The sequence below is a fragment of the Peribacillus simplex genome (assembly GCF_900156045.1).
GTDB classification, from domain to species: Bacteria; Bacillota; Bacilli; order Bacillales; family DSM-1321; genus Peribacillus; species Peribacillus simplex_D.
Map to the genome: position 1 here is coordinate 42,166 of NZ_FTMX01000016.1, position 14,980 is coordinate 57,145.

General features: G+C 41.6%; 15 protein-coding genes. All 15 read left to right on the plus strand.

Features of this window, described 5'->3' with window-relative positions; all coding sequences use genetic code 11:
- Window positions 1–24: 24 nt before the first annotated feature.
- The 15 genes from BW986_RS28110 (at window position 25) to lysS (ending at window position 14,557) form a co-directional block, all read left to right on the plus strand.
- Window positions 25–762 carry a VWA domain-containing protein gene (locus BW986_RS28110; protein ID WP_063235926.1) on the plus strand — a complete coding sequence of 246 codons (738 nt, stop codon included), beginning with the start codon at window positions 25–27 and terminating at the stop codon, window positions 760–762.
- Complete coding sequence (locus tag BW986_RS28115) at window positions 728–1,726, plus strand: protein kinase domain-containing protein (RefSeq protein ID WP_311316581.1); 999 nt, start codon at window positions 728–730, stop codon at window positions 1,724–1,726. The genes BW986_RS28110 and BW986_RS28115 overlap by 35 nt, the downstream gene beginning before the upstream one ends.
- Before the next feature lie 93 nt (window positions 1,727–1,819).
- A complete protein-coding gene (tilS, locus tag BW986_RS28120; protein ID WP_076372970.1) occupies window positions 1,820–3,214 on the plus strand; it encodes a tRNA lysidine(34) synthetase TilS in 1,395 nt (464 codons plus the stop codon).
- 32 nt (window positions 3,215–3,246) lie between these two features.
- Window positions 3,247–3,786 (plus strand): hypoxanthine phosphoribosyltransferase, encoded by a 540-nt coding sequence (hpt, locus tag BW986_RS28125; protein ID WP_076373001.1) that lies wholly within the window; start codon window positions 3,247–3,249, stop codon window positions 3,784–3,786.
- A gap of 117 nt (window positions 3,787–3,903) precedes the next feature.
- Entirely contained in the window at window positions 3,904–5,964 is a 2,061-nt protein-coding gene (gene ftsH / locus BW986_RS28130) for an ATP-dependent zinc metalloprotease FtsH (RefSeq protein ID WP_081395832.1), read from the plus strand.
- A 168-nt stretch (window positions 5,965–6,132) separates the two neighbouring features.
- Window positions 6,133–6,912: a type III pantothenate kinase gene (locus BW986_RS28135; RefSeq protein WP_076372972.1), complete on the plus strand. Its 780-nt coding sequence runs from the start codon at window positions 6,133–6,135 to the stop codon at window positions 6,910–6,912.
- A gap of 26 nt (window positions 6,913–6,938) precedes the next feature.
- Window positions 6,939–7,820, plus strand: coding sequence for an Hsp33 family molecular chaperone HslO (gene hslO / locus BW986_RS28140; RefSeq protein WP_076372974.1), 882 nt, complete (start codon window positions 6,939–6,941; stop codon window positions 7,818–7,820).
- Between the two features lie 18 nt (window positions 7,821–7,838).
- Entirely contained in the window at window positions 7,839–8,735 is an 897-nt protein-coding gene (locus BW986_RS28145; protein ID WP_076372976.1) for a peptidyl-prolyl cis-trans isomerase, read from the plus strand.
- A 130-nt stretch (window positions 8,736–8,865) separates the two neighbouring features.
- Window positions 8,866–9,792 carry a cysteine synthase A gene (gene cysK, locus BW986_RS28150; RefSeq protein ID WP_076372979.1) on the plus strand — a complete coding sequence of 309 codons (927 nt, stop codon included), beginning with the start codon at window positions 8,866–8,868 and terminating at the stop codon, window positions 9,790–9,792.
- A gap of 163 nt (window positions 9,793–9,955) precedes the next feature.
- On the plus strand, window positions 9,956–10,792 hold the full coding sequence (folP, locus tag BW986_RS28155; RefSeq protein WP_076372981.1) for a dihydropteroate synthase: 837 nt from the start codon (window positions 9,956–9,958) through the stop codon (window positions 10,790–10,792).
- Window position 10,793: 1 nt separating this feature from the next.
- Window positions 10,794–11,153: a dihydroneopterin aldolase gene (gene folB, locus BW986_RS28160; RefSeq protein WP_076372983.1), complete on the plus strand. Its 360-nt coding sequence runs from the start codon at window positions 10,794–10,796 to the stop codon at window positions 11,151–11,153.
- A 2-nt stretch (window positions 11,154–11,155) separates the two neighbouring features.
- On the plus strand, window positions 11,156–11,683 hold the full coding sequence (folK, locus tag BW986_RS28165; RefSeq protein WP_076372985.1) for a 2-amino-4-hydroxy-6-hydroxymethyldihydropteridine diphosphokinase: 528 nt from the start codon (window positions 11,156–11,158) through the stop codon (window positions 11,681–11,683).
- Window positions 11,635–11,847 (plus strand): helix-turn-helix domain-containing protein, encoded by a 213-nt coding sequence (locus BW986_RS28170; protein ID WP_076372987.1) that lies wholly within the window; start codon window positions 11,635–11,637, stop codon window positions 11,845–11,847. Before folK ends, BW986_RS28170 begins: the two co-directional genes overlap by 49 nt.
- Window positions 11,848–11,870: 23 nt before the next feature.
- The gene (dusB, locus tag BW986_RS28175) at window positions 11,871–12,869 is read left to right on the plus strand and encodes a tRNA dihydrouridine synthase DusB (RefSeq protein ID WP_076372989.1); all 999 of its coding nucleotides are present in this window, start codon (window positions 11,871–11,873) and stop codon (window positions 12,867–12,869) included.
- Window positions 12,870–13,057: 188 nt separating this feature from the next.
- Window positions 13,058–14,557 carry a lysine--tRNA ligase gene (gene lysS, locus BW986_RS28180; protein WP_179086183.1) on the plus strand — a complete coding sequence of 500 codons (1,500 nt, stop codon included), beginning with the start codon at window positions 13,058–13,060 and terminating at the stop codon, window positions 14,555–14,557.
- Window positions 14,558–14,980 lie beyond the last annotated feature (423 nt).

The following is a 14,980-nucleotide window of genomic DNA, read 5'->3' on the forward strand; positions in this document are numbered from 1 at the left end:
ATTGATAGGAAGGGAGAGCAAAACATGAAAGCAGGAACATTAAGACAGATTTTGCTTATAACCGACGGATGTTCAAATCATGGTGAGGAACCATCTGCCATGGCTGAATTAGCAAGGGAACAAGGCATAACCATCAATGTCATAGGTGTCATGGAAAATGATGTGATAGATGAAAAGGGGCTTAAGGAAATTGAGAAGATTGCTGGTTCTGGAGGTGGCGTAAGTCAAATAGTCTATGCTCAGCAGTTGTCCCAAACCGTCCAAATGGTGACCCAAAAGGCAATGACCCAAACTATACAGGGAGTTATCAATCGTGAACTTCAACAAATACTTGGAGATTCAAAAACGATGGAGGATCTTCCGCCGGATAAACGAGGAGAAGTGATGGAGGTGGTCGATGAGCTTGGGGAAACAAGCAAGCTCGAAGTACTGATTCTTGTTGATACAAGTGCAAGCATGAAACATAAGCTGCCTACAGTAAAAGATTCCTTATTAGATCTTTCCCTTAGTATGAATGCAAGGATGGGTGACAGCCGTTTTTCCGTATTCGTATTTCCTGGGAAAAGAAATGATGTTGAAAAGTTGCTGGATTGGACCCCGAACCTTGAAGCCTTGACGGCAACTTTTCCTAAGCTTAGTACAGGGGGACTCACTCCGACAGGTCCAGCCATTCGTGAAGCTTTGACATATTTCAATAAAAAACGTTCATTGAGGGGATTGTTATCACATGATGATGAACAATACTTTGAGGAATCAATGTAAACTCCTGCCTGGCAGTTTGGTCACTGGAAAATGGAATAAAAATCAGTACAAAATAATTAAGGAATTGGGGTGTGGAGCGAACGGGATCGTCTATTTGGTTGAAAGCGGAAATCGTCATTATGCTTTAAAGCTCAGTGATAATGGGACGTCCATTATTTCGGAGATGAATATCCTAAAATCCTTTTCAAAGGTCCAGGGGTCTACCCTTGGACCTTCCTTTTTGGAAGCGGATGATTTTATGAAAACAGGAAAGCAGCTCCCTTTTTATGTCATGGAATATATCCACGGACACGATTTTTTGCGTTTCATCGATAAAAAAGGGTCATCGTGGATTGGAGTCTTAATGCTTCAGCTTTTAACAAGCTTGTCTGCCTTGCATACCAATGGCTGGGTGTTCGGGGATTTAAAACCTGAGAATTTGATTGTGACTTCACCAGCCTATAAGGTACGGTGCGTGGATGTTGGCGGAACCACCTTAATCGGGAGATCTGTTAAAGAATTCACTGAGTTTTTTGACAGGGGTTACTGGGGACTTGGATCAAGAAGGGCCGATCCGCAATATGACTTGTTCGCTGTGGCGATGATTATAATAAATTCAGCCTATCCTGGACGTTTCCACAAGAAAGGGGAGGGGTATAGACTGCTTAACGACCTTATTAAGCAGAAAAAGGAATTGCACCCATATAGAAAGATGTTGGATAAGGCGCTCCGCGGGCAGTATGATTCAGCCCTTCAAATGCGGGAGGATCTCGTCATGGTTCTAAGTAAGCAAAATCATTCAAAGAAAAAGAGCTCGACTCAGGCAGCGATGGGTCAGCGACATACAATGCAACCTGCAACGAGACAGGCAAGAAGGTCCCAAAACCATTCAAAAAAGAAAAGTGGCGGTTTTTTTGAAACTTTTTTGCTGGTTGCCATCATATCGATGCTCTATGTTCTATACATATATGAACAGTTGTTATGATATAGTTATTAGGTGAATGCAATGGAATAGTTGAAACCATTTCATGATTGAATCGTATAAAACTAATGCCTGTCCATAAAGAAGGAAGATTGTATGTTAAAGGAAAAAGTTCTGAGCACCATTTATAGAAACGAATTGATTAAGGAACACTCGAAGTTGCTAATAGGCGTTTCCGGAGGACCGGACTCAATGGTGCTTCTCCATATCCTTAAGGAAATTCAACCTCTTTTTCATTACGAGATGATCGTTGCAAGTGTTGACCATATGTTTCGTGGTGAAGAATCCTATGAGGATTACAAATATGTCGAGCATATATGTGAACGGTGGGGCATTACATTCGAGGGAAGAAGGATTGATGTTCCTGCCCGGATGGAGCAGACGGGGGAAAGTTCACAAATTACGTCAAGAAAGTTGCGTTTTGCTTTTTATGAAGAAATGATGGATAAGCATCAAGCCTCCACGCTTGTCCTGGGGCATCATGGGGATGATCAAATAGAAACGATGCTCATGCGCTTAACAAGAGGGGCGACAGGTAAGGCAAGAGCGGGTATTCCCATAAAGAGGCGGTTCCATACCGGAAATCTGATCAGGCCTTTTCTTGAGATCACGAAAAGCCAAATAATCGAATACGCGGGCCTTCATAATATTAAACCAAGGTTTGATCCGAGCAATGAAACGGATGTCTATGCAAGAAATCGTTTTAGACATGAAGTCCTTCCATTTTTAAAGAAAGAAAATAGAAAGGTTCATGAGCATTTTCAACGATTCAGTGAAGAGCTTTATGAAGATGAAGAGTTTTTTTTGAAAATGGTTTCAAGCAAAATGTCCGAGGTTTGGATCCGACAGGATAAAGATCAAGCGGTTATTCTGATTGATAAGGTTCTCGCGATGCCTAAACCTTTACAAAGAAGGGCGATTCAACTAATATTAAACTATCTTTATTTGGAGAGACCTTCATCGCTTTCGGCATTACATATTGACCAACTTTTAGTTTTGTTTTTGAATCCTCAACCATCTGCAGAATTGCATCTTCCGGAGGGCCTTATTGCGGAAAAATCATATCAAACTTGCACTTTTAGATTTTTTCGGCAAAAAAGCCTTAAATATTCCCTTAATTTACAAATTCCCGGTGAGACTATTCTTCCGAATGGATATAAGATTAAAGCGCACTATATAAAAGAAGAAATTCCGGTACTTAGAGGAAATCATTCTTTTATTCTTCCCGAATCAGCTGTTCAGTTTCCTCTTACAGTCCGAACCAGGAATGAAGGCGAACGGATGGCCGTCAAGGGATTGGGTGGAACTAAAAAGTTAAAGGATATTTTTATCAATGAAAAGATCCCGATGCTAGAAAGAAATGTGTGGCCGGTCATCATCGATCAAACGGGAACGGCCATTTGGCTACCTGGTTTAAAGAAATCGAATATTGAGCCGGATATAATTTCTGATGAAAAATCTTTAATCTACTTAGAATATAAAAAAGCTTAATTCTTCTTGGGGGGCAATTAATTACAATGACCATGCAAAACGACATTGAAAAGGTTTTAATATCGGAGGAAGAACTTCAAAAAAAAATCAGGGAATTGGGTGCGCAGCTTGAAGCCGATTACCAAGGTAAGTTCCCGTTGGCCATCGGAGTACTGAAAGGCGCCATGCCATTTATGTCAGATCTACTGAAACGTGTGGATACACATCTTGAAATGGACTTTATGGATGTTTCAAGCTATGGTAACTCCACTGTATCTTCCGGTGAAGTGAAAATCATCAAAGATCTTGATACATCGGTTGAAGGCCGGGATATTTTAATCATCGAAGATATTATCGACAGCGGTTTGACTCTTAGCTATCTTGCGGAACTTTTCCGTTATCGAAAAGCAAAATCAATTAAAATCGTTACCTTATTGGATAAACCAACAGGCAGGAAAGCGGATATCACTCCGGATTATGCCGGTTTCATCGTTCCGGATGCATTTGTTGTCGGATATGGTCTTGATTTTGCCGAAAAGTATCGTAATCTCCCGTATATTGGCATATTGAAGCCTGAAATTTACTCGAATTAATCGTACCTGTTTGAAAGAGAAGACCAGATAAAAACAGCGGTGTTAAATTATTGTAATTCATTAATTTTGTATGATAGTATTTACTATAGTTTGTTTACCCGTGGGAGGAGGTAAGGGATGAATCGGATCTTCCGTAATACCATATTTTATTTACTGATCTTTTTGGTCATCATTGGGATTGTAAGCATTTTTAATAATAACAATGAACCAACGGAGAAAATGACCCAAGATGAATTCTATAAGCATTTGGAGAATGGGGATGTTACTGCACTGACGATGCAGCCCGAAAGCAGTGTATTTGAAATCACAGGAAAGCTCAAAGGTTATGAGGAAAACAAATTCTTTGTGACGTACGTGCCTTTCAGTGAATATTCTCAAAGTAGAATCAATGATGCCGTAACCAAGTTGGATAAGGACATCATCACTGTGGAACCTCCAGAAAAAACAAGTGGCTGGGTGACATTTTTCACTTCCATCATTCCATTTGTAATCATTTTTATCCTCTTCTTCTTTTTACTTAACCAAGCTCAGGGCGGCGGTGGTGGCCGCGTCATGAACTTCGGGAAAAGTAAGGCGAAATTGTATAATGATGATAAGAAAAAAGTGCGCTTCAATGATGTTGCCGGAGCGGACGAAGAAAAGCAGGAACTTGTCGAGGTTGTTGAATTCTTGAAAGATCCTCGCAAATTTGCCGAGCTTGGAGCCCGTATTCCTAAAGGGGTACTTTTAGTTGGACCTCCTGGTACAGGTAAAACTTTACTTGCACGAGCAGTGGCTGGTGAAGCCGGAACTCCTTTCTTCTCAATCAGTGGTTCTGATTTTGTTGAAATGTTTGTGGGTGTCGGTGCATCCCGTGTTCGTGACCTGTTTGAAAATGCTAAGAAGAATGCACCATGTATCATCTTTATCGATGAAATTGATGCAGTCGGACGTCAACGTGGCGCAGGTCTTGGTGGCGGTCACGATGAACGTGAACAGACATTGAACCAACTATTGGTTGAAATGGATGGTTTCGGTGGTAATGAAGGAATCATAATCATCGCCGCGACTAACCGTGCTGATGTATTGGATCCGGCATTATTGCGTCCAGGACGTTTTGACCGTCAAATAACGGTAGGCCGTCCTGATGTTAAGGGCCGTGAAGAAGTTCTGAAAGTGCATGCACGCAATAAACCTTTAGCAGAAACAGTCGATTTGAAAGCGATCGCTCAGCGTACTCCAGGATTTTCTGGTGCAGATCTTGAAAACTTACTGAATGAAGCGGCGCTAGTAGCTGCCCGTCAAGATAAGAAGAAGATCGACATGTCCGATTTGGATGAAGCTTCGGATCGCGTCATCGCTGGACCGGCCAAGAAAACCCGTGTCATTTCCAAAAAGGAAAGAAATATCGTGGCGTGGCATGAAGCAGGCCATACCATTATTGGATTGGTTCTGGATGATGCCGAGGTCGTTCATAAAGTTACGATCGTCCCTCGTGGTCAAGCTGGCGGTTATGCAGTTATGCTGCCGAAAGAAGATCGTTTCTTCATGACGGAACCTGAGCTTAAAGATAAAATCGTAGGTCTATTGGGTGGCCGTGTAGCCGAAGAAGTTACATTCGGAGAAGTGAGTACCGGTGCGCATAACGACTTCCAACGTGCAACGGGCATAGCTCGGAGCATGGTTATGGAATATGGCATGAGTAAACTCGGACCACTTCAATTCGGTAATTCACAAGGTCAGGTCTTCCTAGGCCGGGATTTCAACAATGATCAAAACTATTCGGATGCAATAGCATATGAAATTGATCTTGAAATTCAACGTATCATCAAGGAAGCTTACGAAAGATGTAAGACGATTCTTACTGAAAATCGTGAAAAACTTGATTTGGTTGCAAAAACCCTGCTTGAAGTGGAAACACTTGATGCTGAACAAATCAAAAGTTTATTCCATAATGGTAAATTGCCGGAACGGGATTATACAGCCCTTAATGGGAATTTAACCACTGATGAGAATGTCAAGGTTAACATCAATACGAAGAAGGAAGAAAAAGAGGCCTTATTAGATCCATTGGATAAGAGAGGACCTGAGGACCTTGAAATAACGGAGGAAGGATTGAATACCCCTCCAATCAAAGAAGGTGCGCCTCAAGATCAGCCGCTTTCCTTCCCGAACGAAGATGACAATAAAAAGTCTTAAGTTGACTGAATTCAAAAGGGTATTTCCGCCTCGGAAATACCCTTTTCTTAACTCTTGAATTAATTATGATGAATTTTCTGTGGAACCTTTCGAAAAGTGCGACTAATAGCGTGGTAAAATAACAGTGTGGTATGATGTTGGAGAATAATTTACCGGAGTGATGAAACGATGATTTTTGTATTGGATGTTGGGAATACGAATACTGTATTAGGCGTATACGATGAAGATATTTTAAAATATCATTGGCGAATTGAGACTAACCGTCACAAGACAGAAGATGAGTATGGAATGGTCATAAAGTCTTTGCTGCAACATGAAGATCTTTCGTTTGATCAATTTGATGGAATCATCATTTCTTCGGTAGTTCCGCCAATTATGTTTGCGCTTGAACGCATGTGCAAAAAATACTTTGGTATTAAACCGCTTATAGTTGGACCTGGAATAAAAACTGGCTTGAATATTAAATACGAAAATCCGCGTGAGGTGGGTGCGGACCGAATCGTTAATGCCGTTGCAGGCATTCAGGAATATGGAAGCCCTCTCATTATCGTGGACTTTGGCACGGCAACTACATATTGCTATATAAATGAGGATAAACAATACATGGGCGGAGCCATTGCTCCGGGGATAAATATTTCTACTGAGGCACTTTATTCAAAGGCGGCCAAACTTCCAAGAATAGAAATCAGCCGGCCAGAGGGGATTATTGGGAAAAATACGGTGTCCGCCATGCAGTCTGGTATTTTGTATGGGTATGTTGGACAGGTAGAAGGAATCGTTAATCGAATTAAGGCGCAAAGTAATTTAGAACCAACGGTAATAGCAACGGGTGGATTGGCTACCTTAATTGCCAATGAGTCTACTGTGATTGACGTAGTGGAGCCATTTTTGACCTTGAAGGGGTTGCAGTTGATTTATAAACGTAATCGTGAGCAAGTGAAGAAGTAACAAAAAGCATGAAAGGAGCAAAATAAATGAAGGATTATCTAATAAAGGCATTAGGTTATGAAGGACAGGTTCGGGCATATGCTGTTTCAACAACAGACACGGTAGGTGAAGCCCAGCGGCGCCATTATACATGGCCTACTGCTTCAGCTGCCCTTGGACGGGCGATGACGGCAGGCGTTATGATGGGCGGAATGTTAAAAGGTGAAGAAAAACTGACGATTAAAATCGAGGGCGGTGGACCGATTGGTTCCATCCTGGTCGACAGCAATGCAAAGGGGGAAGTCCGCGGATATGTCACTCACCCGCAAACCCACTTTGATTTGAATGAGCAAGGAAAGCTGGATGTAAGGAAAGCGGTGGGTACTGATGGATTGTTGACTGTTATCAAAGATATCGGTCTTCGTGATTACTTTTCAGGTCAGGTACCGCTTGTATCGGGAGAATTAGGTGAAGATTTCACTTATTACTTTGTTACTTCCGAACAGGTGCCTTCATCTGTGGGGGTTGGGGTCCTGGTGAATCCGGATAATTCAATCCTTGCAGCGGGTGGATTCATCATCCAGTTGATGCCTGGTACATCCGAAGATACGATTTCAAAAATCGAAAATCGACTAAGCACGATAACGCCTGTTTCTAAGATGATTCAAAGCGGCATGACTCCTGAAGAAATCCTAACCGAAATTTTAGGTGAGGGCAATGTGGATATACTAGAAAAAATGGATGTCCAATTCTCCTGTCAATGTTCTAGGGAAAGAATTGCAAATGCATTGATTAGCCTGGGGCAAGCTGAGATTAGGGATATCATTGAGACAGAGGGACAAGCGGAGGCACATTGTCATTTTTGTAATCAGACCTACCAATTCTCGAAGGAAGAACTCGAGGAACTAGAAGCGGAAGCCAAAAAATAATATACGGGGGATAAGGGTTTGCCAAAACAAAAGCTTCGGGCAATTATTGCTGCCCTTGCCTTGTTGAACCTATTGACTATCATTATCTTTGTCATAAAACCACTAATCATTTCAAAATCCGTCATCGGGGAAGAAACGGCCGCAAAGGTTGGATCCAAGGATATTTCCCGGGACGCATGGATTAATGAGCTCGAAAAAAGATATGGGGAAGATGTACTTGAAGAAATGGTCGATAAAGAGGTCGTGAAACAGGCAGCTGAAAAATACAAAGTAAAAATTTCGGATGAAGAGCTTGATCGGGAACTTAAAATGATGAAAACGATGTATGGGACTGCCGGTCAGAACCTTAATAAAAGTAACGATCAACTGAGGCAGGAAATTCAGTCGAGTCTCCTCCTCGAGAAGCTCCTCACGAAGGACGTTTCGGTCTCCGAAACGGCAATGCGGAATCATTATGATAATAATAAGGATATCTACAGAATCCCTACTGCTTTCCATATTTCCCATATTACCTCATCTACAAAAAAGCAAGCGGATCAAATTGTACGTGAACTGAAGAAAGGAGTCTCCTTTGATGTCTTGGCGATGGAAAAGTCCCTTGATGAATTCACTGCCAATCAAGGAGGGGACATGGGTTATATATCGCAGGATAACGAGCAAGTCTCCAAGGAGTACATTACCGCTGCCGAGAAATTGAAGGTAAAAAAGTGGAGTGATCCGATTCAAACGGAAGAAGGCTGGGCCGTCATCTATCTGCATGAAAGAATAGAGGGCAAGCAGTATGAATATGAAGAAGTTAAAGACAAGATTCACCGTCAAATAGCTCTTGAACAGATTCAGGCACCGGTCTCAGGGAAAATTTTCTGGGACGAATTTGATGTAGAATGGTTTTATGGATCGAAAGAACAAAAGTAGGTCAATGGTTGTGTGAGAAAATTTAGAATATAGTATATAATCATTGACAATGAACCATAAAAACTGGTAACTTTAAATTTATAAAACCAATAAACATACTCGGTATTTGAAATGATAAGGAGTGGAGAAAATGGCACGTATAGCTAATTCTGTAATCGATCTAATTGGACAGACGCCTATTGTGAAGTTAAACAAGCTTCAAAATGAAAACAGTGCAGATATTTATCTGAAACTTGAGTATTTTAACCCAGGCAGTAGTGTAAAAGACCGTATCGCCCTTGCGATGATCGAAGCGGCAGAAAAAAATGGTACCCTTAAGCCAGGTGATACGATCATTGAACCTACAAGCGGAAATACTGGAATAGGACTTGCGATGGTAGCTGCGGCAAAGGGCTATAAATCAATTCTGGTTATGCCGGAGACGATGAGTTTGGAACGCCGCAACTTGCTTCGTGCTTATGGCGCAGAATTAGTCCTTACTCCCGGACCTGAAGGAATGAAGGGTGCAATCGCAAAGGCGACGGAGCTGTCTAAAGAAAAAGGTTACTTCATTCCACAGCAATTCGAGAATGTAGCCAACCCTGAAGTTCATCGGAACACCACAGGACCTGAAATCGTTGAAGCCTTTGGTGATGAAGGCCTGGATGCATTCGTTGCCGGAATCGGTACTGGCGGAACCATAACGGGTGCTGGTGAAGTCCTGCGTGAAAAATACCCTGACATTAAGATTTACGCTGTTGAGCCTGCGGACTCTCCGGTATTATCGGGTGGAACTCCAGGACCTCATAAAATCCAAGGAATCGGTGCAGGCTTCGTCCCAAGTATCTTGAATACAGATCTCTATGACGAAATCATTCAAGTCAATACAGAGGAATCGTTTGATTATGCCCGCCGTGCAGCAAAAGAGGAAGGAATCCTCGGTGGAATTTCCTCTGGTGGAGCAATTGCAGCTGCCATTAAAGTGGCAGACAAACTGGGTAAAGGCAAAAAGGTACTTGCCATCATACCAAGTAATGGTGAACGCTACTTAAGTACGCCATTATATAACTTTGAGTAAGACAAGACACTAAAAATTAGAAGCGAAGTTCCTTAGGGGCTTTGCTTTTCTTTTTGTAGTAAAGTCTGCAGAAGCGTTCCAAATCTTCATGGAACTTGCACTATGCCTATGTAAATGGGTAAACTCGTATATATAGATTTCTTTAGGTGAAGGAGAACGTTGGATGTCATTAGCTGGAGCGTCAAAAATAAAATGCGGTTCATTTGATTTGGATTACAGCAATAAAACCTTAATTATGGGGATTTTGAATGTTACGCCAGACTCCTTTTCGGATGGCGGGAAATATAATCGGATAGATGCCGCTTTGAAGCATGCCGAACGGATGGTCAACGACGGAGCGGATATATTGGATGTAGGCGGGGAGTCCACACGTCCTAACTATGAGAGGATATCGGATGAAGAGGAAATAGAGAGGGTCGCCCCGATTATTGAAGCCATATCCCGTAATATTGAGGTACCAATATCGGTCGATACATATAAATCAAGAGTAGCCGAAGCGGCTGTAAAAGCAGGAGCACATATATTAAATGACATTTGGGGAGGAAAGGCCGATTCCTTGATGTCAAAAGTTGCTGCGGAATATAAGGTGCCGATTATCTTGATGCATAACAGGGATAATATGAGTTATGGACACTTTGTTCGGGATGTACTTCAAGATTTATTCGAAAGCATCATGTTGGTAAAGGATGCAGGAGTCAAGGATGAAAACATCATTCTCGATCCGGGAATTGGCTTTGCGAAAGACTTAAAGTTAAATTTAGAAATGATGAGGAATCTTGATAAGCTGGTATCATTAGGATATCCCGTACTGCTAGCCACATCAAGAAAGTCCATGATTGGACATGTTCTGGACCTGCCACCTGATGAGAGAATGGAAGGAACAGCCGCCACGATCTGCCATGGCATTCAACAAGGCTGTCAAATGGTTCGTGTACATGATGTGAAGGAAATGGCACGGACTGCAAAGATGATGGATGCTCTATTAGGAAAAGGTGAATGAAATGGATAAGATATATGTGAATAAAATGGAATTTTACGGTTATCATGGAGTTTTTCCGGAAGAAACGAAGCTTGGTCAGCGGTTTAAAGTGGATTTGATCGTCCAGACTGATTTAGCCAAGGCTGGGAAGAGTGACAACCTTGAAGACTCGATCAACTATGGTGAGTTATATGAAGTGTGTAAAAGTGTTGTCGAGGGAGAACCTTTTAAGTTAGTGGAAGCTGTTGCTGAAAAAATTGCCTCTGAATTGCTTAATAAATATTCTTCCATCGAGACATGCACCGTGAAGGTCTATAAACCAGATCCTCCAATAGCAGGCCACTATGATTCGGTTGCCATAGAGATTGTAAGGGGTCGCTGATTGTGGTAAATGTTGCTTACCTTTCGATAGGGTCGAACTTAGGTGATCGCCTTGAAACTTTCCAAAGGGCTTTCCAATTATTGTCTGAAAATCCGCATATTAAGTTGGTTGCATGCTCTTCTTTATATGAAACGGACCCGGTAGGATTTGAAGATCAGGACTGTTTTTTAAATGCTGTCCTTAAAGTGAAAACCGATTTAGAACCCGAAAAACTACTTCACGCTTGTATGAAAATCGAACAAGAATTAGGGAGAAAAAGGGAAATTAGGTGGGGTCCCCGTACTTTAGACCTTGACATTTTGTTATATAATCATGAAAATATTGAGACAGAGATTCTTTCAGTCCCGCACCCTCGTATGCACGAGAGGGCTTTTGTTATCGTGCCTTTAATGGAAGTGGACCCTGATATATCACTTCCGCAAATTCATGCACCTTTGAGCGACCTGCTTGAACAGATTTCGGATAAAGAAGGAGTTCGATTATGGAAGGTGAAAAATGGGGAAGGCGTATTCGCGCTTTTCGAAAGTTAAAGGGTTATACCCAGGAAGGGTTTGCGAAAGAAATAGGCGTTTCCGTTTCCTTGTTGGGAGAAGTCGAACGAGGGAACCGCAACCCTTCAGAAGCATTTTTACTGGAAGTGGCGGAAGTTCTTCATGTTTCCATTGAGGAGCTTGAGCCACCTGAGGATAAATGAAAGAATGTTATAGGAGGCACACCGTGTTAAAAATTGGCAATATAGAAATGAAGAATCCGGTAGTGCTAGCACCAATGGCGGGAGTCTGTAACTCGGCATTCCGCTTGACCGTCAAGGAATTTGGTGCTGGCCTTGTTTGTGCGGAGATGGTCAGTGACAAGGGAATCGTTTTACAAAATGCTAGAACGATGAATATGCTTTATATAGATGAAAGAGAAAAGCCGTTAAGTTTGCAAATCTTTGGCGGTGAAAAGAAATCTTTGGTCGAAGCAGCACAATTTGTAGATAAAAATACAAATGCTGACATCATTGATATCAACATGGGCTGCCCAGTCCCAAAAATTACGAAATGTGATGCGGGCGCGAAATGGCTTCTCGATCCAAACAAAATTTATGAAATGGTTTCAGCGGTGGTTGATGCTGTTGAAAAGCCGGTAACGGTGAAAATGCGCATAGGCTGGGATGATGAGCACGTTTTTGCGATTCAAAATGCCCAGGCTGTTGAACGCGCAGGTGGTAAAGCTGTTTCCATGCATGGCAGAACACGAGTTCAAATGTATGAAGGAAAAGCTAACTGGGACATCATCCGTGAAGTGAAGAAATCAATTAATATTCCCCTTATCGGTAACGGTGATGTGGAAACTCCAGAGGATGCGGAAAGAATGCTGAAGGAAACGGGTGTTGATGGAGTCATGATCGGCCGTGCAGCTCTAGGTAACCCGTGGATGATTTACCGGACTGTAAAATATCTAGAAACCGGTCAACTGATGGATGAACCTTCTGTTCGTGAAAAGATGGACGTTTGCGTGCTTCATATGGATCGTCTAATTGCGTTGAAAAATGAAAATGTCGCTGTTCGTGAAATGCGTAAGCATGCTTCTTGGTATCTAAAAGGTGTTAAAGGGAATGCTAATGCTCGCAAAGGAATTAATGTTTGTGAAACAAGGGAAGATGTTGTTAGCCTTCTATATGGACTTGTTGATGATATAGAAGCGAAGCAACAAAATATCCAAATGGTCTGATGTTTGACATTACCTTCCTATTTTCCTATAATACGCTTATCTTAAACTGCCAGTAATCCTGGCAGTTTTTATATGTACATAAACAATGTTTTAAGATAAAAAGCTGTTGAATTCCTTTACTTTATGTAAGAATAAATATGTATGCAAAAGAATTTCTGATTAATTATATAATGCATTTATTAATAAAGATGGAGATGATTTTCGTGAGTCATGAAGAATTGAATGACCAACTGCAGGTAAGGCGCGATAAAATGCAGGCCATGATGGATAATGGACAAGACCCTTTCGGGAGCAGATTCGAGCGCACCCATAACACTCAGGAGATAGTCAGTGCTTATGGTGAATTAGAAAAAGAAGATCTTGAAGAAAAAGAAATTGAAGTTACGATCGCTGGCCGTGTCATGACGAAGCGTGGAAAAGGGAAAGCGGGATTTGCCCATATCCAGGATATTAGCGGTCAAATCCAAATCTACGTCCGTTTAGATAACATTGGTGAAGATTCTTACCAAATTTTCAACCAAACGGATCTTGGCGATATCGTAGGGGTAACTGGCGTCATTTTCAAAACGAAAGTCGGGGAACTTTCCATTAAAGCTAAAGAATATGTGTTCCTTGCTAAAGCGCTTCGCCCGTTGCCTGATAAATTTCATGGCCTAAAGGATGTTGAAGAGCGTTACCGGAAGCGTTATGTCGATTTAATCACAAATGAGGAAAGCAAAAACACATTGATCATGCGCAGTCGCATTGTACAAGCAATGAGACGGTATTTGGACGATCATGGATACCTGGAAGTGGAAACGCCTCTACTGCACTCTGTTGCTGGTGGAGCTGCAGCACGTCCTTTCCTTACTCACCATAATGCCCTGGATATGCCATTGAATTTAAGGATTGCCATCGAGCTTCATCTAAAACGCTTAATCGTCGGCGGATTGGAGAAAGTTTATGAAATTGGCCGTGTTTTCAGAAATGAAGGAGTATCCACAAGACACAATCCTGAATTCACATTGATCGAATTATACGAGGCATATGCGGATTACCAAGATATCATGAGTTTAACGGAAAACCTGATTGCCCATATCGCTCAAGAAGTTCTGGGCACGACTACCATCCAGTATGGCGAGTATGAGATAGAGTTAAAACCGGAATGGAAACGACTTCACATGGTTGATGCTGTAAAAGAATATACTGGTGTGGACTTCTGGACTCAAATGAGTAAAGAAGAAGCCCAGCAGCTTGCTAAAGAAAATGGGATTGAAATTAAGGAATCCATGGAATTCGGGCATATCGTAAATGAATTTTTTGAACAGAAGGTTGAAGATAAGTTAATTCAACCTACATTCATCTATGGCCATCCAGTGGAAATCTCTCCTTTAGCAAAGAAAAACCCGGAAGATTCCCGTTTCACAGATCGTTTTGAGTTATTCATTGTGGGTAGGGAGCATGCAAATGCCTTCACGGAACTAAATGACCCTATTGATCAACGTCAACGCTTTGAAGCTCAATTGAAAGAACGGGAGCAAGGTAATGATGAAGCCCATGAAATGGATGAAGATTTCTTGGAGGCGTTAGAATATGGAATGCCGCCAACTGGCGGACTTGGAATTGGTGTTGACCGTTTGGTTATGCTATTGACCAATTCTCCGTCTATACGTGACGTCTTGTTATTCCCGTTGATGAGACATCGCTAATAGGCAAAATGAATATTGATTGCAGGCCGAATTCGGATGGCTGGGATCATTGGGCATAGCTCATGATCCTGGTATGTCCCATTCGGTTTTTGTTTTTTTATTATAATTTCATGCCTTTTAATAGAATGGTTTCTAGGGCTTGAAAGAAAAACAACATTATCTCAAAAAAACTTTAAAAAAGGTATTGCGCAGTTAACGTAATGATGTTATATTTATATCTGTCGTTACGAACGAGTTGCAAACAGATTACAAACTTTTAAAAAGTTTTAAAAAAGTTGTTGACTCACAGCGATGAAAATGTTATTATAAATAAGCTGTTCCGAAAGATATTGCTCTTTGAAAACTGAACAAAACAAAGCGCCAACGTTAAATTTTAAGTGAGCACACACTATCAAAAAAGCAAATGAGCAAGTCAAACATTTC

Coding starts and splice junctions, on each gene's coding strand:
- hslO (WP_076372974.1), top strand. CDS start 6,939: ATGAAGGATTATCTAATAAAGGCATTAGGTTATGAAGGACAGGTTCGG.
- BW986_RS28115 (WP_311316581.1), top strand. CDS start 728: ATGATGATGAACAATACTTTGAGGAATCAATGTAAACTCCTGCCTGGC.
- folP (WP_076372981.1), top strand. CDS start 9,956: ATGTCATTAGCTGGAGCGTCAAAAATAAAATGCGGTTCATTTGATTTG.
- ftsH (WP_081395832.1), top strand. CDS start 3,904: ATGAATCGGATCTTCCGTAATACCATATTTTATTTACTGATCTTTTTG.
- hpt (WP_076373001.1), top strand. CDS start 3,247: ATGCAAAACGACATTGAAAAGGTTTTAATATCGGAGGAAGAACTTCAA.
- BW986_RS28170 (WP_076372987.1), top strand. CDS start 11,635: ATGGAAGGTGAAAAATGGGGAAGGCGTATTCGCGCTTTTCGAAAGTTA.
- lysS (WP_179086183.1), top strand. CDS start 13,058: ATGGAGATGATTTTCGTGAGTCATGAAGAATTGAATGACCAACTGCAG.
- BW986_RS28135 (WP_076372972.1), top strand. CDS start 6,133: ATGATTTTTGTATTGGATGTTGGGAATACGAATACTGTATTAGGCGTA.
- folB (WP_076372983.1), top strand. CDS start 10,794: ATGGATAAGATATATGTGAATAAAATGGAATTTTACGGTTATCATGGA.
- cysK (WP_076372979.1), top strand. CDS start 8,866: ATGGCACGTATAGCTAATTCTGTAATCGATCTAATTGGACAGACGCCT.
- BW986_RS28110 (WP_063235926.1), top strand. CDS start 25: ATGAAAGCAGGAACATTAAGACAGATTTTGCTTATAACCGACGGATGT.
- tilS (WP_076372970.1), top strand. CDS start 1,820: ATGTTAAAGGAAAAAGTTCTGAGCACCATTTATAGAAACGAATTGATT.